Below are 25,507 nucleotides of genomic sequence, written 5' to 3'. Positions count from 1 at the left end.
GGGAATTTATGTTTATTCAATCATTTCTTTTTTTTATTCTCGGAGTTTCTTCCGTTTGTTGGTTGTTGGTGCTTTTCGCCCCTCTTATTTGGCGCAGAGCCACTTACTTTGCACACAAATTTGTTTCTGCACAAATTCCATTATCAGCTGCCGAAATGCAAGCAAGCTATGATTTTCTCCGAGCTAAACATGCTGTGGAATTGGTGCAAAACGAACAAAAATATAGCTCTTTGCAGAAAAAATACTCCCAACAAAAAATACAACTTAGCCAAACGACAGAGCAACTTTATAAATTATGTCTATCTACGCGACTCGCTTCTCGTTCCCGTCGTAGAAAAGAGCCTGGTACGGAAAAGAACGAACAGGATGCCCTCGCAACACATAATTTTATAACGGAGGTAAGAATTATGCGCGAAAAAATTGCTCACTATCTACAACGTTTAGAAAAGATTCAAACGAATGAATCTGGTGCTACTATTGACCAAAAAACCATGGATGAACTGCGTGAAGAAACAAAAGAATTGGCCGCAACACTAGCAGCCCAAGTTGCTCTGCAAGAAGGTGCATCATCACCCATCAACACTTTAATACAAAGCACAAAAAGAAAAAATGATTTAGCATCACGTGTTCGTCGAAAAATAGCTCGCACCTCTAAAAAGGCTATTACGTAAATTTTCCGCTTAGAACAACTCGATCGGGGTCTTTTAATGAATTAACCATCATCTCTTCCAATAACGAAGGTTCTTCTCATTAACAGAGCATTTTTTATTTTTTCGTAATTTTTGCTCTAGCTTGAAAAGAACCTAAACATATGGAAGAGATAAAGTTTTTAAGATAAAGACGCTCTTTAAGCGTGATAGAAGTCCCTTATTCGCTGGATAATCATGTCTTGCTCGCTTTTCTTTAAATAGGGATGCATGGGTAAACTTAAAACACAATCACCCAAAGCTTCAGAAACAGAAAGAGATCCCTTTACATAAGGGAAGTGCCTATAAGCTGGCTGCTGATGCAGCGGAGTCTTGTAATAAATCATTGTAGGAATAGAGACTTCTTGCAGATAGTCTTTCAATTTATCGCGGTTTTCCGCCTTAATAGTATATTGCGCGTAGGCACAACGCTCTCCCTCCTCCACTTCTGGAACCTTGACGATATCTCTCAGGCCATCGGAATAATATTGAGCGATTGTCATACGTTTTTCCATTTCATCCTCAAAAATGACAAGTTTTTCCAACAAAATCGCGGCTTGGATTGTATCTAAGCGCGAATTCAGACCGATGCGCACGTTGTCATACTGCGTTTTGCCTTTTCCATGGAACAAAATAGAACGTAGGAGCTCTGCCAAGTCGTCATCGTTGGTCATCATAGCGCCCCCATCGCCATAGCAGCCCAATGGTTTAGCGGGATAAAAGCTTGTCGCGGCTACATCACCAAAGGCACCGCACATAACGTCTCCTCTCCTGCCGCCGATTGATTGGGCGCTGTCTTCGATCACGAGAAGATTCTCTCCCGCGGCTACTGCAGCGATTTTGGCGTAATTTGCGGGTAGCCCAAATAAATCAACAGCAATGATCGCCTTTGGTTTGAGGCGTCCCTCTTTTTTAATCATTTCAATCGCTTCACGAAGCTTTTCAACATCAATATTAAAGGTATCAGGCATCACATCGATAAAAACAGGCTCCGCCCCGACTAAAGCGACAACTTCAGCAGTTGCGGAAAACGTAAAGCTAGGACAAAAAACGGCATCACCTGAACCAATATTTTTAGCCATAAGCGGCATCTTCAAAGCGTCGGTCCCATTGGCACATGCCACCACATGCTTGACGCCAAGATAATTTGCCAAATTTTCTTCAAATTCTGTTACTTTTGGCCCCAAAATATACTTCCCGCTAGCCACTACATGTGCAATTGCATCGTTAATTTTGTCTTCGATGCGCGCACGTTGCACCCCAAGGTCTATGAACTGCATACTAACTCCCTTGATCACCACAATAATGCAAAAGCACTATTACCCCTTTTATCTAACGATAATTGATACCAGCAGCAGCCAAAATCCGCAAAATAGCGACAGCCTCACCGCCATTTGTGCGAGGCAGTTGACGCGTTTTAATACAATGAAGAAAGTGCCGCAGTTCGCAGGTAAGCGGCAAATCTTCGCGAATGTCAATATAATTCGGCTCATCGGCATCAAAAGCCCACCTTTTATCCTCTTTCCAAACAGAAAAACGATGAAGTGCCAATTTACGGCTCCACGGCTCCACATCATTAAAAACGAGTGTAGCCTTCGTACCAACAACCACCAAACGTCTTTCACGATAAGGGCTGAGACGCGAAGAAAAGAGGTGACTGCATACACCATTTGGAAAAGCCATATGGACGTGAGAAAAATCGGAAAGCTGATTGACCACAGCGGCCCCCTCTCCTCGAATTTCGGATGGCTCACACCCCGCCAAGGCCAAAATCATCGAGAGATCATGGGGAGCAAGATCCCACAAAGCATCGCTTTTTGTATGAAATTTTCCAAATCCTAGTCGGTGAGAATAAATATAGCGTACATCACCAATTTTTCCCTCTGTAACTAATTCACACATTTTTTCAAAAGCAGGATGAAAACGCAAAACGTGGCCTACCATAAAAATCCGCCCATATCGATTGGCGGCGCGGATTTGTCGTTCAGCGTCCGCGACATTCAAAGCAATTGGCTTTTCAACCAAAATATCCTTGCCATTTTCAACGGCGCGTAGTGCATTTTCTGTGTGAAACTGCGGAGGTAGCGCCAAAATCAGAGCATCAATATTTTTATTAACGAAGAGATCATCGGGTCTAATAGCTTCAACGCCGTACGTGCTAGCAAAATTTTCAGCGCGATTAAAATCAGCATCGGAAACCGCTGCCAAAGCCCCAAGACTCCGAAGCGTTCGCACATGATTTTCACCCCAAGCCCCACATCCTAAGACCGCTATACGTGGCAACATTTTTATGCCTTACCTTACTTAGTCATACAAAAAACATACTTTCGTATACTCCATATCGGGGATAAAATGGAATGACAAGAGAAAAGCTTAAAAACGATGCTTGACATACCGCTGTCCTACCTCTTATACCCGCTTATATCCGCAAAGGATAAAGCAAGTTGGGGAGTTTTTGTTTTTTTGTGGCGGAGTAGCTCAGTAGGTTAGAGCAGAGGAATCATAATCCTTGTGTCGGGGGTTCAAATCCCTCCTCCGCTACCGCTTCTTGTTTTGTGGTATTTTTCAAGATTTTTTGTGCTCACCCGCACGCTGGGAACTTTGTGCGATCCTGGACTTTGTGTAGGTTAGTTTTTTTGGGTATCCTGGGGAGTTTTAATCATTTCTTTAGGTCCTATAATGTCCTCTTCACAATTTTTAAAAAGTTGCCTCTTTTCTGATTTTGAAGCGGTGTCGTGTGGGTTGTTTTTTCGTGCGTAGATGGAGGCGTGGTTCTTTTTATCTTCCGTCCCAATTACATTGTAGCGTCTGTGTGTATGTAAGTAAAAAGGTAGAAAAAGCGCAAAAAGCGAGAGAAAACTGGTAGAAGATAGTGATTCTTAAGCAACCATAAAAGCCGCTTCTGAACACTCCTCATGACCTACTTAAACAAGGGCCAATTTTTTAATAAAGATAATATACTACCTGACTGTTCTAGTTTTCATTCGGTTGACAACTCATATGGCCAAAAAATTTCTAGATAATCTGAAAATTCATACGACAACCCACGCCTAACCCTTTTGATGGACTTTTACAAAAAAACCTTTTTCAAAAGGGAAGGAATATCCCGCGAAAAAAACTACACGAAATAAATTTCCTTCAAGTTCCTTATTATACGCGAAGCTTTTTCAATCAATTAAATTTCTAAAAATTCATTATACCTTCTTTTCTCTACGGGAGATAGGATCGGCGCTGGCTTTAAAAAACATCTTTGTGTAATCATTTTTTGCACGCAAATGGCGTAAATCATCATTGCTGAGCTCTTCAAGAATAATCCCTTGATGCATAATGCCAACACGCTCACATATGTGAGCAACGACGGGAAGATCATGGGATACCATTAAATAAGTTAATTTCCGTTTTTCTCTTAGTGAATTTAATAAATTCAAAATTTCAGCCTGCACTGATACATCCAACGCAGATGTTGGTTCATCAAGCAACAAAACCTCCGGTTCAATAATCAAAGCCCGTGCCAAAGCAACACGCTGACGCTGCCCTCCAGACAATTCATGCGGATAACGATAAAGAAATGAAGAATCTAAACCAACAGAATCTAAGACATCGCGTACCCGCTCCCTTTGATTATCCATTCCGTGAATTGTGAGCGATTCCGAAAGAACACTGTGCACCATCTTTCTTGGATGAAGTGAGGCGTAGGGATCTTGAAAGACAATTTGAATACGACGCAAAAAAGCTTTGCTTCTTTTCCGCAATACTTTTTTTCCATCAAAAATGAAATTTCCACTATGATGCGATATGAGCCCCACTAATGTATTTAGAATCGTTGACTTTCCACATCCTGATTCACCAATCAAACCATAAGCTTCGCCACACTTAATGTGGAAATTAACGTTTTTAACGACTGTTATTGCTTTGTTTCCACGTCCGAAAGTTACCGATAAATTGGAAACATCGATGATATTTTCACAAATTGTCATGAGAGACTCCCTCAACACCATTAACAATTGTTGGACCATATAGCCAATCAGGGTCTCTCTCAGGAACAGCCAAAGCGTCAACTGGTTTATCAAGCCGTGGCAAACTATCTAATAAAGCCTTAGTATAGGGATGACGTGCACGCGATAAATCACACGCAGGCAATTCTTCTAGCACACGGCCAGCATACATCACCAAAACACGATCGCAAAAATCAGCGATCATATTCAAATCATGACTGATAAAAATAAGCCCTGTACCAGATTTTGTAACGAGCTCATCCAATACTGACAAAACCTGAGACCTTACCGTGACATCAAGTGCAGAAGTTGGCTCATCCGCAATGACCAAATCGGGTTTAGGAATAAGCATCATGGCAATCATAACCCGTTGCCCCATCCCGCCTGATATTTCATGGGGAAATAACCGCATAACATGTTCGGGATTTCGAATATGAACAGACTCCAACATAGAAATTGTCCTGTCCCGCGCATCTTTTTTTGAAACACGATAATGAATACGGTAAGCCTCCATGATCTGATCCCCAATTCGCACTAATGGATTAAGCGAATACTTTGGGTCCTGTAGAATCATCGAAATACGCTTCCCGCGAACAGCCCGCATCTTTGATTCACTTGCTGTTAACAAATCAATATCATCAAAGAACATCTTCTCAGCTTTTACCATCGCCAATCTTGGATTTAGCTTTAGTATGGCACGTCCAGTCATTGACTTTCCAGATCCGGATTCGCCTACGATTCCGATTTTTTCTCTTCCTACAGAAAAACTAACACCACGTACAACTTCCAAAACACCGCGCGTCGTGGGAAAAGAAATACGCAAATTTTCTATCTCTAATAACTTTTTATCCATTGCGAGGATCCAATACATCACGAAGCCCATCACCTAACAAATTAAAAGCAAGGCTTGTAAATAATATTGCACAACCCGGAATCGCTGCTAGCCACCAGCTTGTCATCATAAATTCACGCCCTACAGAAAGCATAGCTCCCCATTCGGGGCTTGGAAGTTGGGCGCCCAACCCTAAAAAACCGAGACCAGCAGCGGTTAAAATAATTCCGGACATATTTAGTGTTAACCGTACGATTACCGAAGGAATACACATTAACGCAACATGAAACAAAATAATTCTCCAGGCCGACGCTCCTTGCAAGCGAACTGCGGATACATAATCAGACGATCGTATGGTCAAAGCCTCAGCACGTGCCAAACGCGCTATTGGTGGCCACGATGCAATTGAAATTGCAATAGAGGCATTTTCAATACCCGGCCCTAAAACTGCCGAAAAAGCGAGCGCTAAAATCAGACCTGGAAACGCGAGAAAAATGTCAACAATACGCATCAGAACGGTATCAACCCATCCTCCTATGTAACCAGACACAATTCCAACAATTAACCCTATGGGTCCTACAATAATTGTGGTGAGGAAAACGATATAAAGAGTAATACGCGAACCAAAAACTATCCGACTAAAAATATCACGCCCCAACTCATCTGTTCCAAAATAATGCGCTGAAGACGGCGGCTGCAATCGGTGCGCAAGATCGTTACTGATAAAATCATGGGTAGCAATCCAAGGAGCAAAAATCGCACACAAAACAATAATTAGGATAATAATTAAACCAAGAACAGCTGAAAAATTATGCAAAAATTTAATGATTGAATGATAAATTCTTTGCAGATTTGCTTGAAGTATTGATCGCGGAACAGCTTCGTTTAGCCAGTGCCTTAAAGAAAACGGTGGTTGCGATTTATGGTGATTAATTGTTGTCATATTTAGCGTGTCCTCGGATCAAAAATGCGATAGAGCAAATCAGAAAATAAGTTAATAACAACGAAGAAAAATCCTATAAGCAAAGTGCACCCCACAACAGCATTCATATCTCCTGCTAAAAGAGAATTCGTTAAATAACGCCCAAAACCGGGCCAAGCGAACACCGTCTCCGTTAAAACGGCACCTTCCAATAAAAAAGCATAAGAAAGTGCGACGACAGTGATAATCTGGACAGCAGCGTTGCGAAATGCATGCCCCCAAACTGTTCGCATCCAGGACAACCCCTTAACGCGTGCAGTAATAATGTACTCTTGGTTAAGTTGCTCAATCATAAACCCACGAGTCATACGACTGATATAAGCCATAGCGCTAAAAGCCAAGATTAATGCTGGCATAATAATATGGCTTACAACGTTACCGAAAGCCTCCCACTGCCGCTGCAAAGCAGTATCTAAAAGTAAAAATCCTGTTTTGGGTTCAAAAGAATATTCGTAAATAAAATCAATACGCCCCGGACCGCTAATCCAGCCAAGTTTAGCATAAAAGACCAATAGCGCCATTAACCCGATCCAAAAAGCAGGTGTTGAGTAACACAATAGAGAAAAAATACGAACAAAATAATCAAGAATCGAACCGCGAAACATCGCCGCAAAAACACCGAGTGGGATGCCAAAACTCGTGCCAACAACGATAGAGACCGTTGCAAGCTCTAACGTTGCAGGAAATACGCGTGTAATATCGGTTAAGACAGGGCGTCCTGAAGTTAAAGAATCCCCAAAATCGAACAAAAAGACATCACGGATATAGTTCCAATATTGAACAATCAATGGCTTATCAAGACCCAACTTATAAAACATTGTGTCATAAGCTTCCTGACTGATATTATCGCCGAGAATAGCAAGAACGGGATCCAAAGGAAGAAGATGACCGATAAAAAAAGTGACAGTCACCAAGCCAAGCAACGTAAAAAATACCGAAATCAATAATTTAAGTGCCCTTAAAGAAAAGGCCAAAAAATGCAAATTTCCCTGCTTTGGTGATGCTGTTACATCAGCTCCTGGAAATGATAAAGTCATCTTAATAAGCTCCCTCACACCTACGAAAATGAACGCGACGCTCCCCTCGCCGTACGGTTAAACAAACTATAACATGAGCACTAAATAGAATTTTTATTCATGGCAACTGTACATACTTTTCTGCGTCACTGTAGTAGAGCCTAAAACTATTCCAAACCCAATTTTTCACTGTAGGTGCAATACCAACGGTATAATATGTCTGAAACAAATAAACCATAGGGCCATGCTCAATTACATAACGCTGTAAGGTACGATACTGCTCGATGCGTTTCCCCTGATCTTGCTCGAACAAGGCATCCATTACCATCTTATTGACGTTTTCGTCATAATAACCGGCGCGCCAAGCCAAATACATATTGTACTTTTTTGTGAACGTTGGATCAGGATTAAAAACATGATTCAATGAGGCGGGATGACCATCAGGATCAGCACTCCCCCATCCCATGATAGCAGTGTCATAATTTCCACCACGAACACGACTCAACAACTGAGTATGCGCCATTTTTTCAATTGTAAACTCAATACCAATTTTACGCGCACTTTCTTGTATAGATTGTGCAACAGGAGCCGCATAAGGAAGATTACTCACCAAAAGGTTCGCTTTAAAACCATTAGGATATCCGGCCTCACTCATTAATTGCTTTGCTTTTTCTAAGTCCAGCTTGAATGGCAAGCCCTCTTCTTTATTTAAAGCACCTGGAATGCCCAATGGCATATAACTTGCACGCGGGATTGCAATGCCCTTTAAAACAGTTTTTCCAAGACTTTCATAATCAACCAAATAACGAAGTGCCAACCTCACTTTTTCATCAGCAAAAACTGCCTTCTTATTATTCAGCGATAAATATACAGATTGTGGACGCAAAACACGGCTAATTCTGACAGAACCACCTTGTTTTTCAATACCCATAGCATCTTCGGAGGAAAGATCACGCGCTATATCTACGTCTCCCTTTTCCAAAAGCAACCTCTGGCTCGCGGATTCAGCAACATGTTGTATAACGATTTGCCGTGTCTTAGGCGATTCGCCCCAATAGTGTTGGGTCGCCTGCAGTACAACTCTCTCCCCTGGTGTCCAACGCACCAATTTATAGGGGCCAACACAAGCAGAATGAGTAGCCAAATATTTGTTACCCATGTCACCATCGACGCTATTCGCTTCAATCGTTTCTCGATCAAGCAAGGCGGAGGCGTAAGATTGTCCGATTACAGTTAATATGAGTTGGAGAGGATAGGGCTTATCCAATTTCAGCTGCAGAGTCTTTTCATCTAGAGCTTGAATATTTGTCTCTACGTTATCTTTTGTGAATCCATAATCCATCAAAGACTGGGCGTAAACAAGCCCTAACTTGACAATACGACGCATCGACCACGCAAGATCTTGTGCTGTAGCTACTCTTCCGTCATTAAATTCTAAATCATCGCGGAGATGAAAAACGATCCTCTTTCCACCATCCAGAACATCCCAAGACCGAGCCATAGCAGGACGAACTTTTGTGGCGTCAGATCTATCATACTCTACCAACGCACTGCACATATTAAGTAGTAATTCGCTCGTTACAACTTCAAGCGATTGCGCTGGATCAAAACTGCTTATTGAATCGATATTCCACGCCATCACCAATGCATCTTTCGATGACGCACCTAACGCTGGTATAGCACCACCCAGAGAACCAATCACCCCCAATAAAATACAAAATCTCTTCAGCATTCTCTCATTTTACCTCTTTGTTTTGCATTTTATCTTGCCTTTTGTACGTAAAATACTCTCCATTTTTCCACTTCAACCTTTAAAAGAACGACAAAAGCCCCCCCAATGTGCTCAAAAAAACTAGCATATAATTAAAACGTATAACACCCCTATCATAGAAAACAAATACCACAGAAAATATTACTTTTTGCACTCATTAACATCGAGCACGACAGATTCCCAATACGCTCCCCCAACATCGAGCGCCCACAGCCTAATATCTCAAAAACTGTTTTCGAAGAAAAAGACATCGCTACCGCTTACACCAAAATCATACTCTCGTTACGTTCAAAACGGATGATATGCATTTATTTCTCAATTGCACTATAAAAAACACGCGGCGCGCTATTCCAAACCCATTTTTTTACGACAGGCGATACAGCCACAGCGTTATATCTCTGAAAAATAAAAGCATAAGGGCCCTTTTGCATGAGTTCACGCTGCAAATCAGAATATATCTGCACTCTCTTCTTTGGATCTCTTGCAAATAACGCGTCCTCGACTTTCTGGTTCATATCAGCATCAAAATACCCGAGATTCCAACTAGGGTAGGCTGTATTTCTAGCATCAAACCGATTATCAGGGTTATAAACAAGACGTAAAGCTATTGTATGAGGATCCGCAGAATCATTATTCCACCCGAGAAAAGCAGTATCAAAGGCGCGCGCGTAAACTTTTGAGAACAATTGCGCCCCTCCTAAACGCTCAATTTTCAAGCGAACACCTACCTTCGCCGCGTTGTCTTGGATAGACTGCATAATCGGCAATGCAAAAAAGGACGTTCCCACTATCACGTTCATTTCGAATCCTTCTGGGTAACCTGCCTCTGTTAAAAGCTGCTTAGCTTTTTGCAGATCAACTCTAAAGGGCTGCCCTTCTTTTTCATCCAGAGCACCTAAATTACCAACAGGAATAAAGCTCGCGCGTGGAATGGCAATACCTTTGAGAATAGTTTTAGAAATACCTTCATAATCGATGAGATAACGCATCGCCAAACGTACTTTTTCGTTCGCAAGAATAGGATTCGTCATATTAAGCCCCCAATACATCATGGACGGCTCCAAAACTTTTTCGATCCTAATGTCCGTTGTCTTCGTGAGGTCTTCTAGAGTGTCAGGAGTCAAATCACGTGCAACATCAATATCATGTTTTTGTAATAATAAGCGTTGCGTCCCTGGTTCAGAAATATGGCGAATTAAAATCTTTTTTATCTTAGGCTCTTTTCCCCAATAATTGGAACTCGCGCGCAAAAAGACAGCTTCCCCAGAGCGCCAACTAACCAACTCATAAGGACAAACGCAAGCAGCGTGACTGGCCAGGTATCTATTTCCCATATCACCATCTTTTTCGTGTTTCATAATAGTCTCACGATCAAGCAAAGCAGTAGCACGGCCAGAAGCAATATTATTGAGAATGAGCTCTGCTGGGTAAGGTTTGTCGAATTTCATCACCACAGTCTTCTCATCTGGAGCCTGAAGGGCGGAATCAGCCGTTTGGGCCGTGATACCGTATTCATTGAACGTTGCCGCATTAGCCATATTCAATTTAATGATCCGTTTCATGCTCCAAACAAGATCTTGGGCACTAGCAGAACGACCGTCACTAAACTTTAAGTCATCACGCAAATGAAAGGTAATCGCTGTACTATTATCATCGCCGGAAATCTCCCAGCTTTTGGCCAAAGACGGAACCATCTTTGCTGCATCATCCTGAGCAGAACTAACCAAATTATCACACATGTTGGACAAAATTTCATCACCGTAAACATCATTCAGCTGCGCGGGATCAAACGTAGTGATCGCATCAATATTCCAGGCCATCACAAGTGTGTCGGCGGGTGTTTTTGCCGATGCCTGTTGAAAAAAAACACCCGTAGCAACGAGCGCAGAAACAAAAAAACTACTACTTTTCAATACTTTCTTTTTCAAGTTCATAAACTCTTCCTTTGAACATTTTTCCTTTAAATGTCGTTATACTAGCCATTATTTTTGAAACGAAGACCGGATACACAATCTCATACCTACACAAGCGCCCCTTTATTTATCTTTCAGCTTAACCAAATCGTAAAAACCCGCACCCCACCGACCATTCTGAGTTTGTGCAAGAAAACCTGTCCGTCCACTGCATTAAGCCGCTCCACCCCTAAACCGGTTATTGTAACCGCCAAGCTACGAGCGAACCCCTCAAAAGAGATCCCATAAAGCGCCGCCTCAGTTCTTTACACCCGAGACAACTGCACCCCCCAGATTCACGATCCTGAGGGGTACATCCACCTCTACCACATCATCATGACCGAATTGAGCAACTCATCAATCACAAAAAAATACCCCCGTTCAGACATCAACGCCCCTGAGCCCCATTTTCCGAGAACGCCACAACCAATGAGAAAATACTTCTCTCTTAATCAGCACAACAAGATTAATCACACCAATACCCTATAAAAACTACAACCGATACACACGCCGCCCCAATAATTCAGACACTCAACCACTGCTTTTCAACAGAAAAACCCCACTCAGCACGCTATTCATCTTCATGGAAAACGTTTTCAAGATACATCTCATTTAAATTCTTGTACTTTTGGAATAACCAACAACGTAAACTCAAATTTGACAAAAAGAACTCATCGAATATCTAGAAAAAAACAAAATACACCCCCTGCTAACTTCAAATACAAAAAAGCCCCAAATGACATTTCTGCCAAATCATAAACCAATTCTGTACCTTTTCTAAAGTCACATTGCAACATAATATGTTAAAGTCTCAGAGCCAGTTGTGCGCCACATCCAACAATTATCAAATGAAGTGGAAGGATTAAATTTCCAAGGAACCGTCTCACATCTTTTTATCATCCCACCCAACCATACGATATTATGGAACAGAATTTTACCAATTCAGCGACAAAAACACCCCTCAAGATGATCATTGACAATCCCCACTGCCTGCATAAATGCATAACATGTCATAGGACCAACGAATGTCCAACCACGCCTCTTTAGATCTTCTGCAAGACGAACGGAAGCCGGAGTAGTAGGATTGTCCTGTAATATTTGGAAGCTTATCTTTTTATAACGTTCGGATTGTGGTGGGCGGAACGACCAAAAATAATCAGCTAACCCTCCCCACTCTGCAACAACATCCCGCGCCCTACGGGCATTGTTAACAACCGACCGAATTTTTCTTTCATGGCGAACTATGCCTTCATTAAGCATTAATATTTTGATCTTCTCTTCATTATAATCAGCGATCTTTTCAAAATCAAAAATATCGAAAGCTTGGCGAAAATGAGAAATTTTTTTTAAAATCGTCAACCAAGAGAGCCCTGCTTGAAAACCTTCAAGGCATATCTGCTCAAATAAACGATGATCATCAAAAACGGGCTTCCCCCACTCATTATCGTGATAAGCGCAATACAGAGGATCGGTTCCTGCCCACGAACAACGGACTTTTCCGTCATTTCCTATAAGAAGTCCTTCATCAAGCATTAAATTGACTCTGTTAAAAGAGAGTTCCTTGATCATCTTGCTCCGATTTTATTCGCTTAGATTTTGAAGATTGATTGAGAGTACGGTCACGCTTTGAAACGCTCACTTCACCATCAAAAAAGCGTAATTTTATTAATCCACTCTCAGGGAACTGCTCTAACCGTTTGACGGGATGATTATCTTGTTCTACAGCCAAAACAAAGCCGCGCTCTAAAACACTCTGATATGATGTGCTCCTTAAGAGCCTAAACGCTACCTCCAACTGCGCGCGCTGCTTTTCAACATTGCGGAAAAAAGCACGATGAAGGCGCGCATTATACTCCTTCGTATCGTGCCCTGCTCTTTCAATGCTCAACAAACGTGGCGAAAGACGTATACCAAGTGCATGAAAATAAAAATATTTTTTGTCATAACTCGCGCAAAGAGCACGTTGTAATCGACTAGAGGCTTCATCAAAGCGACGCCGAGGAAAAGCAAAAAGTTGATCTGCTGTTGGGAGACCTCGCGTAATTGCACGCAATTTTTGCCAATGAAAATCGAAATAACGCGCCAATCCCATACGCAAACGTGCCCCAAGCGATGCCACTTGCACCTCAAGGTCAAGCTTAACGGGAACAGCTCGCTCGGCCGCACCCGTAGGGGTTGGAGCGCGCCAATCTGCAACATAATCAATCAAAGTCCAATCCGTCTCATGCCCAACGGCAGAAATAACTGGAAGAGAAGATGCATACACAGCACGAACAACGGCTTCATCATTAAACCCCCATAAATCTTCTAAACTTCCTCCCCCACGTGCAACAATAATAAGATCAGGTTTTGGAATACTACCTCCTGAGGGCAATGCATTGAAACCTCCAACAGCCGCAGCCACTTCCTTACCGCTCGTCTCACCTTGAACACGCACGGGCCAAACCAAGATATGTAGAGGAAAACGATCCGATATGCGATGAATAATGTCGCGGATGACAGCACCTGTTGGCGATGTTACAACGCCTATAATTCGAGGCATGTAAGGCAAGGGTTTCTTCTTTTCTGCATCAAATAAACCTTCATCCGCAAACCGCTTTTTGCAATTCTCTAAAAGAGTCATGAGGGCGCCAATTCCCGTCGGTTCAAGGGATTCTATGACGATTTGATATTTCGACGACCCTGGAAAAGTTGTGAGTTTTCCGACAGCGATCACCTCCACTCCTTCCTCAGGAGGGAACCTGAGCTTTCCCATCACACCGCGCCAAACAACGGCCTCTAATCTAGCTTTATCGTCTTTCAGAGCAAAATACGCATGACCTGAAGCGTGAGCACCACGATAACCTGATATTTCTCCACGTACACGCACATAACCAAACTTTTCTTCAACGACACGCTTTAAAGCCCCCGCTATCTCAGAGACGCTAAATTCCGCGACATTCGTGGCCGCTGATTTTTCAACAAAAAAATTTGTCATTTTTTAAAACTCTCAAGGTACTAAATGTACGATCATAACACCAATACACGCCCCCACAAAAATGAACGCTATCTTCACAAACAGGGTATTTTAAGACTACGTCCCGCACGCAACATAACGGCCTTCTATAAAAAAACACCCGTGCCTTCAAAGTTATTATTTCCTACACAAAATATCACAGATGCCTATTTCTCTCCTAGTTTCTAACAATACCTTCAAAATTAATGAAAAAAATTCTACGAAAACGCCAAACCGATATGACAGGTAGAGCAAGCCCAAAAAAAGCTGAAAAACCAACTTTTTAGCAGCGTAATTACCGCGTGAAAGTAAAGTATATTTAAAAATGGAAAAAAAGAAAATATTTCCAGATACATTTAAGAACATTGCTATCAAATTGCTTTTCCCTTCGCTCCTCAGCAGTTTCACTTTAGATACCTTTGAGTTGACATTTCATAGGCCTAGGCAAATGGGGGAAGTCTTTTTGAAACTCATATAGGATAAGGGATTTGTGGCATGTGAAAGCCTGCTTCGCATTGTTGTTGTGCCTGTTTTTTTCTTTTTTGCATCTTACGAATTTTTCTCACTTCCTTTATCTTCCGCAAAAAATGAAAAAGTAAGTGTCCATAAATTTTTGCTGCTGCTAGTCTTTTCGAAAAATGAAACGACATGAAAAACCCGTGATTATAGCCACAAGCACTGCGATGATACCATATAAAAAACTGTATCGGCTGGCTCCATAAAAAATCGTATAAGCAATATGCGCCTTAACTATTTCAAGGGTCGTTGTCGCACTATCGATGAATTGCCCATCACGAAAAAGGTACGCGCGAACTTGGTAATGACCAACGGGAATGTTGGCCGGTAGCCGAAAATGCGCCGTAAAGAGCGAGCCAGAACCGAAACGAACCCCCCCAACCTCTTCGCTATAAAGTTTTTTGGCTTTTTGTAATTTTATTAATTCATCACGAAAAGTTTGTATTTTTCGTTGATTTTGCTCATCTGTTTGCAACGGAAAATAAGGCAACCCTAACCTTAAGCGTCTATAATTTTCAGCACTGGTAATATCATCAACATTGCGTGTTGTTACCATTGAATAAAAGAGGGGAACATTCTCAAAAATAAGGGAATCTGCATTAACCCAAACTCCAGCGTTACGCTTTTTTTCTCGTACAATCATCGATCGAGCTTGCCCTTCCAAGCTAACGACAACATCGTAGCGTTTTTGTCGAGAGTACAGTGGGTTAACATTTTCTAAAACACCCGCAATATAAAGATCGCGTCCATCAAAACGTGCATCAACCGCAATTTTGTTCGTTGTCAGGATAATTTGGAGAGTTTCGTAATCAACAGATACATCCTCCTTGCTAACATATGCCCACGTAGAAAAAGGAAAGGCTAAAAACAAGTTAAAAATTACGCATAAAGGAAATAATTTACCCATTTTCATCCCGTAAGAATGGAAAGAGAAAAAAGATCGTCAGGGCGTATAAATAATTGGAAAGCAAGATGCATGCACACAACTAACACTAAAAATGCGAGTGCCATGCGCAGCTGTTCAGCTTTTAATTTTCGCCCAGCTCGTACTCCATATTGTACACCAATACTTCCTCCCAGCATCAACAAGAAAGCCAAAACAATATCAACTGATTGATTGCTTACGCTTTGCAAAACCGTGGTAAAAGAGGACACAAATGTAATCTGAAAAAGCGAGGTTCCAATCACCACTTTGGTTGGAACGCGCAAAAGATAAACTAAAGCTGGAACCGTAAAAAATCCTCCACCGATTCCCATGATGGAAGACAATAATCCAACAATTAAACCAATCCCTAAAACTGGAATAATGCTTACATATATCATCGATGCCCGAAAACGCATTTTTAGCGGCAACCTATGTATCCAACTATGCCTACCAGCAAGACGAATATTGACTTTTTTCGTTTTGCGACGCCGCACCATATCGCGCCAACTTTCAACAATCATCAAACTCCCAACGCTCCCAAGGAGAATCACATAAAGGAGGGAAACAATTAAATCTAACTGACCACGATCTTTTAAAAGAGAAAATATCTGAATTCCAATGAAAGAACCGACCCCGCCTCCAATCGTCAAAAGAATACCGAGTTTAATATCAAGAGTGCGTCTCCTGAAATGTGCCATCGCCCCTGTTACAGACGATGCAATCATCTGATTAGTTCCTGTTCCAACGGCAATAGCAGGAGGGATATTGTAGAAGATCAAGAGAGGCGTAATTAAAAAGCCGCCACCAATTCCAAAAAGACCCGAAAAAAAACCGGCAACCACCCCCATACCAATCAAAACTAGTATGTTGAGCGACATTTCAGCAATTGGCAAATAGATACTCACTATTATGGAACCTTCAACACAATTTGAAGTTTGCTTCGGGCAATAAATTTAGCTCTCTTTTTTAATAATATTTCTAACGCCCTCAAAAACAGCCCAGAATGCCACGCAAGACCGCGCGCACCATCAACCTGACACAGTATCATAAAATTAAAAAAAACGAGCTTCCCTTAAAAAACCATAGAAACATAACGTTATAGCCGCCATAAATGCAATAATTAAAAAGCAAGCAAGCGATTTTTTAACAAAATAGTGCAAAAAAGATAGTATTTTCAACGATTCAGCCCCTAAAGAGAAGGTTCGCTGATCATTCTCAATGCATCCAACAGATGCCCAAACATCAGAATACCCTCCTCTCATTGCAGAATGCGCTGCAACATCCCTAGTCTTTTTTATGGCAGGACCGCATTGCCACTGTTGGCGGTCTTTTTTTTACCTTTCTGCGGAGTACCTAGAGCGCCTACTCGGGTCGACGCTATACAACTTGCCCCAGAAATGTCCGAACTCTCTTGCACCGAAGAACCTCTTTGCCCTTCTGCCATACGGGCCAGATGATGCACAACAGAATTAGGAAACCTAGAGCGAGAAACGGAACCCACCGAAGTTCTTTGCGGACTAGTCTTTTCATTGTACAAAGTTTGAACAAGTGTTTTAATCTGCTCTAAATGCTCAAAAAGCATCTTTTCTTTCTGACGACGCACATGATATTCAGCCAAGATCGCTCGACTGATATCATCTAAATAAGACTTAAAATTATCTTTTTCTGGGCGCTGCAGCGCCGAATGGCGCGGTGAATGCTTTATTTGCATTTGTGTAGAGACATGGTGTAGTTTTCTGGCAATATCCGACATTCTCATTTCGACAAGCTCGTTAACGTCTCCCTTTTTTTTGACAGCGAAAGAAGAAGATTCATCGTGCACAGTCCGATTTACAGTATGATTATTTACATTCACAGATATCACCCCTCATTTACATCTTTAAAGAAAATCGCACAAATAACGCAAACAAGCGGGAAGCATGCCCTGTTTTGGTGAATATAATTTTAAAGATTATAAAAGATGTTAAATTTTCTTCTGTTTTGGCTTCACCGTTGATATATTAAGCGTACGAAGTACCTATTTACTATAAATGCTATACTAAAATTAAACAAAGTTATCTTTAATTTTATTCGCGATCTCACTGCCCTCTTGCTTCGAGCTCTTTTTTCTGAACTGTAATGAACACACTCTGTCCCTAAAATAAGCGTAATCGCTGATTCTTTCACTTATTGTTCAAACAAGAGAAGAAATTGTTAAGAAATAAACAAAGAGCAAAAATGTAAGTTGAAAACGACAGTAATAACAAAAAAGCGCACACAAAGGTAAGAAAGCTTATATAACAAAAAAATAACTATAAAGCAGAAATTCAATTCCAAACGATTTGGTTTCTTTCAAGGCTTGTTATAAACTCCTGACCGTGTAAGTAAAGAGGATCATCATGAAGGTAATTGTCGCTGTTAAACGTGTTGTTGACCATAATATCAAAGTACGCGTCAGACCTGATAACACAGGCGTCGATCTGTCCCATGTAAAAATGTCTATGAACCCTTTCGATGAAATTGCGGTGGAAGAAGCGGTCCGCAAAAAAGAGGATGGAAAAATTTCGGAGATCGTTCTTGTTTCAATCGGACCGGAAGCAGCGCAAGAAACCTTACGAACAGGGCTTGCGATGGGCGCTGATCGTGCTATTCTTGTGGTGACTGAAGAAGTACTCGAGCCCTTAGCGATCGCGAAAATCCTCAAAGTTATTGCCTGCGAAGAAAAACCGTGTATGATTTTCTTAGGAAAGCAAGCTATCGATGACGACAGTAATCAAACGGGGCAAATGTTAGCCGCCCTCCTCGGTTGGGGACAGGCGACTTTTGCCTCGCATCTTGACATAAAAAACGGATACGCAACAGTCGTCCGCGAAGTGGATGACGGTACGCAGACCATTTGCCTCCCTCTTCCCGCAGTTATAACGGCGGATCTGCGGTTAAACGAGCCGCGTTATACTTCTTTGCCCAACATCATGAAAGCAAAAAAGAAGCCCATAGAAAAGAAAGCACTCGCTGACCTCTACGTGGACACACGAGCGCGCTTAACAGTTCTCAACGTCGAAGAGCCACAACCTCGTCAACCTGGTATCAAGGTAGCAAATGTAGCGGAACTTGTTAGCGTGCTAAAGAAAACAAATCGCATTTAAAACGTGGTGTAGTATAGATTAAATTCAACAATGCATAAAAGGGTACTCGTTTATGACAATTCTTTTATTAGCCGAGCAAAATATGGAGGAGACCAAAAAGGCACTCACCGCCGCTCGCTCGATGGATGATATTATCGACATCCTGGTCTGCGGAAAAGATACGCAAAAACTTTCTCAAAAAATCGCCCACCTTACTGGTGTACGGCAAGTTCTCGTCGCTGAAGCTGATTATTTAGCGCATCACCCAGCGGAACCCATTGCAGACACAGTTGTAAAGCTCGCCGATGATTACGACGTTATCATAGCAGCCTCTACCAGCACTGGTAAAAGTGTAATGCCTCGTGTAGCCGCTCTTCTCGACGTTATGCAAATTTCAGACATTATTGCCGTCGTTTCATCTGATACTTTCAAAAGACCAATTTATGCAGGGAGCGCCATTGAAACGGTGCGTACTAATGATTCTAAAAAAGTTATAACAGTTCGTACGGCCAGTTTTAGTTCCACACCATCCCAAGACAATGTTGCCGTCATTAAGACTATAATGCCAGCTCCTGATCCAAATTTGTCTTCTTTTATTCAGGCAAACACTGGAAAAAGCGATCGTCCTGATGTCACCTCGGCGCGCGTTATTGTATCAGGTGGACGCGGTCTTGGTTCACAGGAACGATTTATGGCTCTTCTTTCACCCCTTGCAAATAAGCTGGATGCTGCTTTAGGCGCTAGCCGAGCAGCAGTTGATGCAGGCTATGCCCCCAATGACTGGCAAATTGGGCAAACAGGAAAAATCGTTTCTCCTGAACTCTATATCGCCGTTGGTATTTCTGGCGCGATCCAACATTTAGCCGGGATCATGAGCGCACAAATTATCGTTGCCATCAACCAAGATGAAGAGGCTCCCATTATGCAAGTTGCTGACTACGCCCTCGTAGGCGATCTTCACAAAATCATTCCCGAATTGGAGGAAGCCTTATAAGCTATGAATACGCCTCTGTCCCCTGAACGTGAGAGTATGGAATTTGATGTCGTTATTGTAGGGGCTGGACCTGCAGGGCTTTCCGCAGCAATCCGCTTAAAACAGATTAACCCTAAACTTTCTGTCACAATAATTGAAAAAGGTACGGAGGTCGGTGCCCACATTCTATCCGGAGCGGTCGTTGATCCTATTGGTGTTGATACTCTTTTACCAGGGTGGAGAAATGAACACGACCACCCTTTTAAAACACCTGTTACAAGCGACCAGTTTTTTTTTCTAGAACGAAGACGCGCAACTATAGTTCCTAATATTTTCCGTCCAAAAATTTTGTCAAATGATGGTTGCTACGTCGTTTCACTCGGTGATGTGTGCCGATGGTTAAGCAAAAAAGCCGAAGCTCTTGGCATTGATATTTATCCTGGTTTTTCCGCATCGCACACTATCCAAAATGATGACGGAGCTGTCATTGGTGTTCTCACGGGCGATATGGGTCTTAGTAAAGACGGAACTCCTGGAAAAAATTACGTGCCGGGAATAGCTTTGTTCGCTAAATATACCTTGATCGCTGAGGGAGCACGTGGCTCAATCACGAAGCAATTGATCCAAAAGTTTGATCTCAGCAAAGGCCGTGAACCACAGAAATTTGGTCTTGGTATCAAGGAGCTTTGGGAAATTGATCCCGCAAAGCATAAGCTTGGTTTGGTTCAACATTTTGCTGGTTGGCCATTAGAGGACGATACAGGCGGCGGAGGTTTTCTTTACCATCAAGAAAACAATTTAATTTCTGTCGGATTTATCGTGCACTTAGATTATCAAAACCCTTACCTATCTCCCTTTGAGGAGTTTCAACGTTTTAAAACACATTCTAAGCTGTATGAAATCTTCAAGGGCGCAAAACGCCTCTCTTATGGCGCGCGTGTCATCAATGAAGGTGGCTGGCAATCCGTACCAAAACTCACATTTCCTGGAGGTGCACTCATTGGTTGTGCCGCTGGGTTTGTCAATGTCCCTCGTATTAAGGGATCACATAACGCAATCTTGTCTGGCATATTAGCCGCAGACAAAATTGCTTCAGCCTTGGCTCAAAATCGCGCCCACGACGAAGTAGAAGAAATCGAAACACATTGGCGAAAAGGCCCTATAGGAAAAGATCTTTATAAAGCGCGAAACGCAAAACCACTCTGGGCAAAATACGGCACTAAGTACGGAATCAAACTTGCTGGTTTTGATATATGGTGGCAACAATTGTTCGGATTTTCCTTATTTAAAACACTACCCCACGGAAAAGCGGACCACGCATGTCTTGAACCAGCAAAAAATTTCCAGCCCATTGCTTACCCAAAACCCGATGGTGTCGTAACCTTTGACCGCCTTTCTAGTGTCGCTCTTTCAAACACGCACCATGAGGAAAACCAACCTTGCCATTTAAAAATAGCCTCACTAGAAAAACAAAAAAACTCCGAATATGCTATCTACGGAGGACCTTCTGCACGTTACTGCCCTGCAGCTGTTTACGAATGGCTCAAACGCGATGATCACGAAACCTATGTTATAAATGCTTCAAACTGCGTACATTGTAAAACGTGCGATATCAAGGATCCTAATCAAAATATTAACTGGACCTGCCCGCAAGGCAACGAAGGCCCTATTTACCCGAATATGTAGCGGTCGTTTAATTCTTCTAGAGCTTTAGCTCACAAAGACTTGATCGCGCCGACTTCTGCCTTTTTTCTGGTCAGTTTTTTTCCTAACTGTCGGTGCGCACAATTTTTTCACAAGAGAAGTGATTGAAACACCACATTGATCTTCTTTATAAAAAATCACCCCACGTTCCACCCATGCACGACGGAAGGAGGTGTTTTGGCGCGCTCAAAATAAGCGTCCAACCTTAAAGTCCTTGAGCGTATTCAGCAAAAAAATCGATTGTCTCTTCCTAATATTAACACAATAACGATGCACTGAAGCCAAAAAATATCAATCAGACAGTCTTAACTTTCACGCGGAGCACTTATTTTTTGCAAAGCGGTTTCGAGAGCTGTTATCAAAGCAGCGTTTCCTCCTTGATGAAAAAAACAATTCGAAAGGAGCTCATTTGTTCCCCCTTTCGTGGAAAACTCTTTCTCAAGAGACGAAAAATCAAGGGATGCAGAACAACCAGTTGCTATAATTTTGCGTATCTCATCGGTGAGATTACCAAACATCATAGCAAGGAAATCTGCTGACTGTTGTTTTTGCAACCCTTTTTCGATAAACCACTGATGCGCTGTTCCTATAAAATTAAAATAAACTCCCATTAATGAACCAGCCGTCATGAAAAGATTAAACTGATCTTCTGCATCTAGCACTACTGTACCACCCAAAGCATCAAACATAGAGCGCAAAAATGGGTGATTAGGATAAATTGGCGTTAAATTTTTGCATTCCGCGACAAAAGGAAGCGGAACAGCACGGTAGACCTCATGGTTGATCCACTCTTCAACCTCCTCAACTTTTGCCATAGCAAGAACAGAAACAACAAGTTGTTCTTGACGAAATCGAAGAGAACGTAGAGCCTCTTCAGCGATTTGGTTGGGGAGACACAAAAAAACGCAGTCGCTAGAATTCAGTAATTCTTGGTTATTTTCAGCAATTTTGACTTTATCATACTTGCATGAAAGGCGCTTTGCCATTTGTTCATTACGTGGTGAAACAACGATGGAAGAGACGTTAAAAGCACTCTTCATTAAACCGTCCACCATTGAAGCGCTAATTGTACCTGTTCCCAAAAAACCAATTTTCATTTCTATTTTTTGCCTTCATAATTACCAGTACGGTATAATTGATTCCTTACCTGTTCTAGCTGACATAGATACCAATAGAGGATGAGACACACAATATGGCAACAATAATCAGTCCCAAATAAACTTTAGGCTTGTCAAAAAGAATTGCAAAAGCAGAAAACCAACCAACGACGGCCGCCGCTAATGCAAATAAAAAGCCTGGTTTATTCATGAGTACGATGTGAACCACCAGTAGGCTGCTGATGATCAACGCTCCAAAGGCGATCAATAGATTGGTCGCGAATTTTTCATAATCATCCATATTTTGCTCCTCATAATACTTAAGCTGTTGTTTACTTTTTGGTCCACATGTACATAAAAACGAACTTTTTATGTACTACGCAGAAATCATAAGAGCCCTTATTTGTCGGACGTAAAAAACGCTGAAATGTGGCGCGGAAAGCACCACGGTACGATTGCGATTAAATCAAAGCGCACAGATAAAAGAGAACGGTCTTTTTGCCGTGCTAACCAAACATCGGCCGCCGCCTCGATGCGTTTTTCGCTCGCTCGTGACACTGCCATCATTGCCTCAACCAACGTTGGTCGAGTCTTTACTTCAACGATCAAAACGAGATTTCCGCGCCGTGCAATTAAATCAATTTCACCACATTTCGTCTTAAAGCGGGCTTCAGCAATGCGAAATCCCTTGAGGCGTAACCACCAAGCTGCCCACTTTTCTGCACGAACACCTCGATAAAAAAATCTTCGCCTACGTTTTTTTTGTATACGTCTGAGCTCCTCTTGTGTCATCTCATCTTATGCACCTTTTAAAAAAATCAACCTCTGAAAAAGCTTTTGTTTCCTGAAGCCAGTTTTTTTTGCAACCATCGCTGCTGCCTTAGCTGCAGAGTGTGATCTTGCTAATTCTAATAACATTTCATCCACTTCTTGATCGCTCAATACTTCCAAAGGGGAATGTGCCGCCCCAACAAGCACAACAATTTCCCCGCGGATTCGTGGCTGCTTTTTGTAATTTTCAAATAAATTTCCTAAATTGGAAATATCTACCGTCTCAAATTTTTTTGTTAATTCGCGACATATCGCTGCAGGACGATCTGCTGAAAGAATAGAAATCATGTCTTGCAAAGTTTCAACAAGACGATGGGGCGATTCATAAAAAACCAAAGTTGCAGTAACATCTTTTAATCCCATTAACCGTTTTTGACGCTGTGCCCTGCTTGTACTCAAAAAACCCGCGAAGAAAAAACTATCAGTGGGCAGCCCCGCTGTCACCAAAGCTGTTAAAAGAGCCGATGCACCAGGAATTGGAACAATTCTGTAACCCGCTCCGCGCGCCTGCTCTACTAATCTAAAACCAGGGTCAGAAATGAGCGGTGTTCCAGCATCTGAAACAAGTGCAATGGATTTATTTTCTGCCAAAGCTGCTAATAACTTTGGTCTAGCTTTTCGCGCATTATGCTCATGATAAAGAAAAGTTTTTTTCTGGATACCATAATGTGCCAATAAAATACGTGTTACCCGCGTATCCTCACATGCTATGATATCAACCGCTGACAGTACTTGCAAAGCACGAATCGTTATATCTGCAAGGTTCCCGATAGGCGTTGCCACCAAATAAAGCCCTGATTCTATGACGGGTGCAGAATAAGTATGGCCGCCTATAAAATACGCTTTTTCACTCATATTCTTCTTTCATAAATTACAATAACCTCCCGCCATAAAAACTTGCCAATGTGTTTATTCACGATCATCAGCCATTTCGGCTAAAATCTTTTTTGCTGCCGATAGGGGATCAGCTGCTTGAACAATTGGTCTTGCCACGACAAGATGGCTTGCTCCCGCAGCTAACGCTTTTTTAGGTGTCATAACCCGTTTTTGATCATCATTATCACTTCCAGCAATGCGGATTCCCGGTGTGACCAGCGCCATATCAGAGCCGATCACTGTCCGCAAAGCTTCTGCTTCAAGAGCCGAAGCGACAATTCCACCCATTCCAATAATTCGAGCTTGCTCTGCCCTTTTCAAAACCAAATTCTCCGCATTATCGTTGTAACCAGCATTTTTTAAATCGGCTTCGTCCATCGACGTTAAAACCGTCACTCCAAGTAGACACAAACCACTCCCTTGAGCAGCAGACACGGCTGCCCGCATCGTTTTTGGATAAGCATGAACCGTCAGCATTGAAACACCCAATTTCGCGATATTTTCCACAGCTTTTGCAATCGTATGGTCAATATCAAGCAACTTCATATCAAAAAAAACTTTTTTCCGCTCTTGAATGAGATCTTTGGTCAATTCCATTCCTCCAGAAAAAGCCAATTGATAGCCTATTTTATAAAAACAAACATTATCGCCCAATTGTATGATCAACTTTTCAGCTTGTTTAACGTCTGGAACATCTAAGCCGACAATAAGACGCTCATTTAGTGCAGTTCCCATAAAAAAATCCTTTATGCTCTTTGATAATTTCATTTTGACGGTGTTTGGTTATTACATCCAACAACTTTTTTATTTCTGCGCCTAATTCAGGGGAAGATATTTGATTATCTCTAATCCGAATTTAAATTTTGTTTTGGCTAGTGCATTTGTTCTAGATTTTCTAGACCTTCTTGGTAATTTAAATAGAAATCTGTCATTTGAAAACCTTTTAAGAAGAGGTAGCGTGCCGTTTCTTTAACTGTTGTTCCCATCCATTTCCTAGCGTAGGAAAACTGATAGCTTTATCAGCGTCAACAAAATTGATGAAATAATCTAGATAGATGTCGCTAAAGAGTGGTTTTGTGTTTGACGTTGGAGTTTTGTCTATTCTTAGTTTTTTGGAATTTTTGAAGATAATAATTTTAGAGGAAGTATCTATTTTGATTTTGATGATTTAGGTTTTCAATCAGCTTCAGATTTTTAAAATATTCTTTCATTATTACACGATTTCACTATGTCATAAGGTATTTTACTCAAT

23 protein-coding genes and 1 tRNA gene are annotated in these 25,507 nt (G+C 41.8%); 5 read left to right on the top strand and 19 right to left on the bottom strand.

All coding sequences use genetic code 11. From position 1 onward, the window contains the following. Positions 1-8: 8 nt before the first annotated feature. Complete coding sequence (locus tag WCP75_RS01410) at positions 9-671, top strand: hypothetical protein (protein WP_336276480.1); 663 nt, start codon at positions 9-11, stop codon at positions 669-671. Between the two features lie 176 nt (positions 672-847). On the opposite strand, the gene WCP75_RS01405 is transcribed toward WCP75_RS01410, so the two are convergent. Together WCP75_RS01405 and WCP75_RS01400 are read right to left on the bottom strand one after the other, a co-directional pair. Next, positions 848-1,966 carry a DegT/DnrJ/EryC1/StrS family aminotransferase gene (locus WCP75_RS01405; RefSeq protein WP_336276479.1) on the bottom strand — a complete coding sequence of 373 codons (1,119 nt, stop codon included), beginning with the start codon at positions 1,964-1,966 and terminating at the stop codon, positions 848-850. Between the two features lie 52 nt (positions 1,967-2,018). Beyond that, positions 2,019-2,972: a Gfo/Idh/MocA family protein gene (locus WCP75_RS01400; RefSeq protein ID WP_336276478.1), complete on the bottom strand. Its 954-nt coding sequence runs from the start codon at positions 2,970-2,972 to the stop codon at positions 2,019-2,021. Between the two features lie 181 nt (positions 2,973-3,153). On the opposite strand from WCP75_RS01400, the gene WCP75_RS01395 reads away from it, so the two are divergent. Then, a tRNA-Met gene (locus WCP75_RS01395) sits at positions 3,154-3,227 on the top strand. A gap of 653 nt (positions 3,228-3,880) precedes the next feature. Here the strand turns inward: WCP75_RS01395 and WCP75_RS01390 are convergent. From WCP75_RS01390 to WCP75_RS01335, 12 genes are all read right to left on the bottom strand, one after another. Then, positions 3,881-4,663: an ABC transporter ATP-binding protein gene (locus WCP75_RS01390; RefSeq protein ID WP_336276477.1), complete on the bottom strand. Its 783-nt coding sequence runs from the start codon at positions 4,661-4,663 to the stop codon at positions 3,881-3,883. Beyond that, positions 4,650-5,534 (bottom strand): ABC transporter ATP-binding protein, encoded by an 885-nt coding sequence (locus WCP75_RS01385; protein ID WP_336276476.1) that lies wholly within the window; start codon positions 5,532-5,534, stop codon positions 4,650-4,652. The genes WCP75_RS01390 and WCP75_RS01385 overlap by 14 nt, the downstream gene beginning before the upstream one ends. After that, a complete protein-coding gene (locus WCP75_RS01380; RefSeq protein WP_336276475.1) occupies positions 5,527-6,456 on the bottom strand; it encodes an ABC transporter permease in 930 nt (309 codons plus the stop codon). The genes WCP75_RS01385 and WCP75_RS01380 overlap by 8 nt, the downstream gene beginning before the upstream one ends. A gap of 2 nt (positions 6,457-6,458) precedes the next feature. Then, on the bottom strand, positions 6,459-7,532 hold the full coding sequence (locus tag WCP75_RS01375) for an ABC transporter permease (RefSeq protein WP_336276474.1): 1,074 nt from the start codon (positions 7,530-7,532) through the stop codon (positions 6,459-6,461). Between the two features lie 97 nt (positions 7,533-7,629). Then, on the bottom strand, positions 7,630-9,243 hold the full coding sequence (locus tag WCP75_RS01370; protein WP_336276473.1) for an ABC transporter substrate-binding protein: 1,614 nt from the start codon (positions 9,241-9,243) through the stop codon (positions 7,630-7,632). Positions 9,244-9,590: 347 nt separating this feature from the next. Continuing rightward, positions 9,591-11,216, bottom strand: a complete 1,626-nt coding sequence (locus WCP75_RS01365) for an ABC transporter substrate-binding protein (protein ID WP_336276472.1) — start codon at positions 11,214-11,216, stop codon at positions 9,591-9,593. 960 nt (positions 11,217-12,176) lie between these two features. After that, entirely contained in the window at positions 12,177-12,803 is a 627-nt protein-coding gene (locus WCP75_RS01360) for a DNA-3-methyladenine glycosylase I (RefSeq protein WP_336276471.1), read from the bottom strand. Beyond that, positions 12,781-14,211, bottom strand: coding sequence for an exodeoxyribonuclease VII large subunit (gene xseA, locus WCP75_RS01355; protein ID WP_336276470.1), 1,431 nt, complete (start codon positions 14,209-14,211; stop codon positions 12,781-12,783). Before xseA ends, WCP75_RS01360 begins: the two co-directional genes overlap by 23 nt. Before the next feature lie 640 nt (positions 14,212-14,851). Continuing rightward, positions 14,852-15,652: a TIGR02186 family protein gene (locus WCP75_RS01350; RefSeq protein WP_336276469.1), complete on the bottom strand. Its 801-nt coding sequence runs from the start codon at positions 15,650-15,652 to the stop codon at positions 14,852-14,854. A gap of 2 nt (positions 15,653-15,654) precedes the next feature. Further along, positions 15,655-16,575 carry a sulfite exporter TauE/SafE family protein gene (locus WCP75_RS01345; protein ID WP_336276468.1) on the bottom strand — a complete coding sequence of 307 codons (921 nt, stop codon included), beginning with the start codon at positions 16,573-16,575 and terminating at the stop codon, positions 15,655-15,657. 2 nt (positions 16,576-16,577) lie between these two features. Next, a complete protein-coding gene (locus WCP75_RS01340; protein WP_336276467.1) occupies positions 16,578-16,718 on the bottom strand; it encodes a hypothetical protein in 141 nt (46 codons plus the stop codon). A gap of 246 nt (positions 16,719-16,964) precedes the next feature. Next, positions 16,965-17,525: a hypothetical protein gene (locus tag WCP75_RS01335; protein WP_336276466.1), complete on the bottom strand. Its 561-nt coding sequence runs from the start codon at positions 17,523-17,525 to the stop codon at positions 16,965-16,967. A gap of 523 nt (positions 17,526-18,048) precedes the next feature. Here WCP75_RS01335 and WCP75_RS01330 point away from each other — a divergent pair. Genes WCP75_RS01330 through WCP75_RS01320 form a run of 3 tightly spaced genes read left to right on the top strand, consistent with a single transcriptional unit; the run spans position 18,049 to position 21,433 of the window. Further along, positions 18,049-18,795, top strand: a complete 747-nt coding sequence (locus tag WCP75_RS01330; protein ID WP_336276465.1) for an electron transfer flavoprotein subunit beta/FixA family protein — start codon at positions 18,049-18,051, stop codon at positions 18,793-18,795. Positions 18,796-18,847: 52 nt separating this feature from the next. Next, positions 18,848-19,768: an electron transfer flavoprotein subunit alpha/FixB family protein gene (locus WCP75_RS01325; RefSeq protein WP_336276464.1), complete on the top strand. Its 921-nt coding sequence runs from the start codon at positions 18,848-18,850 to the stop codon at positions 19,766-19,768. A 3-nt stretch (positions 19,769-19,771) separates the two neighbouring features. After that, complete coding sequence (locus tag WCP75_RS01320; protein WP_336276463.1) at positions 19,772-21,433, top strand: electron transfer flavoprotein-ubiquinone oxidoreductase; 1,662 nt, start codon at positions 19,772-19,774, stop codon at positions 21,431-21,433. Between the two features lie 323 nt (positions 21,434-21,756). Here the strand turns inward: WCP75_RS01320 and WCP75_RS01315 are convergent, their stop codons facing one another. The 5 genes from WCP75_RS01315 to pyrF form a co-directional block, all read right to left on the bottom strand. Further along, entirely contained in the window at positions 21,757-22,548 is a 792-nt protein-coding gene (locus tag WCP75_RS01315; RefSeq protein WP_336276462.1) for a pyrroline-5-carboxylate reductase, read from the bottom strand. 55 nt (positions 22,549-22,603) lie between these two features. Further along, the gene (locus WCP75_RS01310) at positions 22,604-22,849 is read right to left on the bottom strand and encodes a hypothetical protein (RefSeq protein ID WP_336276461.1); all 246 of its coding nucleotides are present in this window, start codon (positions 22,847-22,849) and stop codon (positions 22,604-22,606) included. A 98-nt stretch (positions 22,850-22,947) separates the two neighbouring features. After that, on the bottom strand, positions 22,948-23,316 hold the full coding sequence (locus WCP75_RS01305; protein ID WP_336276581.1) for a YraN family protein: 369 nt from the start codon (positions 23,314-23,316) through the stop codon (positions 22,948-22,950). A 30-nt stretch (positions 23,317-23,346) separates the two neighbouring features. Then, on the bottom strand, positions 23,347-24,234 hold the full coding sequence (gene rsmI, locus WCP75_RS01300; RefSeq protein WP_336276460.1) for a 16S rRNA (cytidine(1402)-2'-O)-methyltransferase: 888 nt from the start codon (positions 24,232-24,234) through the stop codon (positions 23,347-23,349). Between the two features lie 54 nt (positions 24,235-24,288). After that, positions 24,289-24,990 (bottom strand): orotidine-5'-phosphate decarboxylase, encoded by a 702-nt coding sequence (gene pyrF, locus WCP75_RS01295; protein ID WP_336276459.1) that lies wholly within the window; start codon positions 24,988-24,990, stop codon positions 24,289-24,291. Positions 24,991-25,507 lie beyond the last annotated feature (517 nt).

Origin of the sequence: Bartonella numerosa (genome assembly GCF_037070845.1) — a bacterium.
GTDB lineage: Bacteria > Pseudomonadota > Alphaproteobacteria > Rhizobiales > Rhizobiaceae > Bartonella.
Note: the sequence above shows the minus strand (reverse complement) of the source record. Positions and strands in the feature narration are given on the sequence as shown.

Bases quoted from the DNA above. Each gene is read 5' to 3' on its own strand.
- WCP75_RS01320 (WP_336276463.1), top strand. From the start codon at position 19,772: ATGAATACGCCTCTGTCCCCTGAACGTGAGAGTATGGAATTTGATGTC.
- rsmI (WP_336276460.1), bottom strand. From the start codon at position 24,234: ATGAGTGAAAAAGCGTATTTTATAGGCGGCCATACTTATTCTGCACCC.
- WCP75_RS01360 (WP_336276471.1), bottom strand. From the start codon at position 12,803: ATGATCAAGGAACTCTCTTTTAACAGAGTCAATTTAATGCTTGATGAA.
- WCP75_RS01315 (WP_336276462.1), bottom strand. From the start codon at position 22,548: ATGAAAATTGGTTTTTTGGGAACAGGTACAATTAGCGCTTCAATGGTG.
- WCP75_RS01370 (WP_336276473.1), bottom strand. From the start codon at position 9,243: ATGCTGAAGAGATTTTGTATTTTATTGGGGGTGATTGGTTCTCTGGGT.
- WCP75_RS01340 (WP_336276467.1), bottom strand. From the start codon at position 16,718: ATGATACTGTGTCAGGTTGATGGTGCGCGCGGTCTTGCGTGGCATTCT.
- WCP75_RS01325 (WP_336276464.1), top strand. From the start codon at position 18,848: ATGACAATTCTTTTATTAGCCGAGCAAAATATGGAGGAGACCAAAAAG.
- WCP75_RS01405 (WP_336276479.1), bottom strand. From the start codon at position 1,966: ATGCAGTTCATAGACCTTGGGGTGCAACGTGCGCGCATCGAAGACAAA.
- WCP75_RS01410 (WP_336276480.1), top strand. From the start codon at position 9: ATGTTTATTCAATCATTTCTTTTTTTTATTCTCGGAGTTTCTTCCGTT.
- WCP75_RS01400 (WP_336276478.1), bottom strand. From the start codon at position 2,972: ATGTTGCCACGTATAGCGGTCTTAGGATGTGGGGCTTGGGGTGAAAAT.
- WCP75_RS01365 (WP_336276472.1), bottom strand. From the start codon at position 11,216: ATGAACTTGAAAAAGAAAGTATTGAAAAGTAGTAGTTTTTTTGTTTCT.
- WCP75_RS01350 (WP_336276469.1), bottom strand. From the start codon at position 15,652: ATGGGTAAATTATTTCCTTTATGCGTAATTTTTAACTTGTTTTTAGCC.
- WCP75_RS01310 (WP_336276461.1), bottom strand. From the start codon at position 22,849: ATGGATGATTATGAAAAATTCGCGACCAATCTATTGATCGCCTTTGGA.
- WCP75_RS01380 (WP_336276475.1), bottom strand. From the start codon at position 6,456: ATGACAACAATTAATCACCATAAATCGCAACCACCGTTTTCTTTAAGG.
- WCP75_RS01375 (WP_336276474.1), bottom strand. From the start codon at position 7,532: ATGACTTTATCATTTCCAGGAGCTGATGTAACAGCATCACCAAAGCAG.
- WCP75_RS01330 (WP_336276465.1), top strand. From the start codon at position 18,049: ATGAAGGTAATTGTCGCTGTTAAACGTGTTGTTGACCATAATATCAAA.
- xseA (WP_336276470.1), bottom strand. From the start codon at position 14,211: ATGACAAATTTTTTTGTTGAAAAATCAGCGGCCACGAATGTCGCGGAA.
- WCP75_RS01390 (WP_336276477.1), bottom strand. From the start codon at position 4,663: ATGACAATTTGTGAAAATATCATCGATGTTTCCAATTTATCGGTAACT.
- pyrF (WP_336276459.1), bottom strand. From the start codon at position 24,990: ATGGGAACTGCACTAAATGAGCGTCTTATTGTCGGCTTAGATGTTCCA.
- WCP75_RS01385 (WP_336276476.1), bottom strand. From the start codon at position 5,534: ATGGATAAAAAGTTATTAGAGATAGAAAATTTGCGTATTTCTTTTCCC.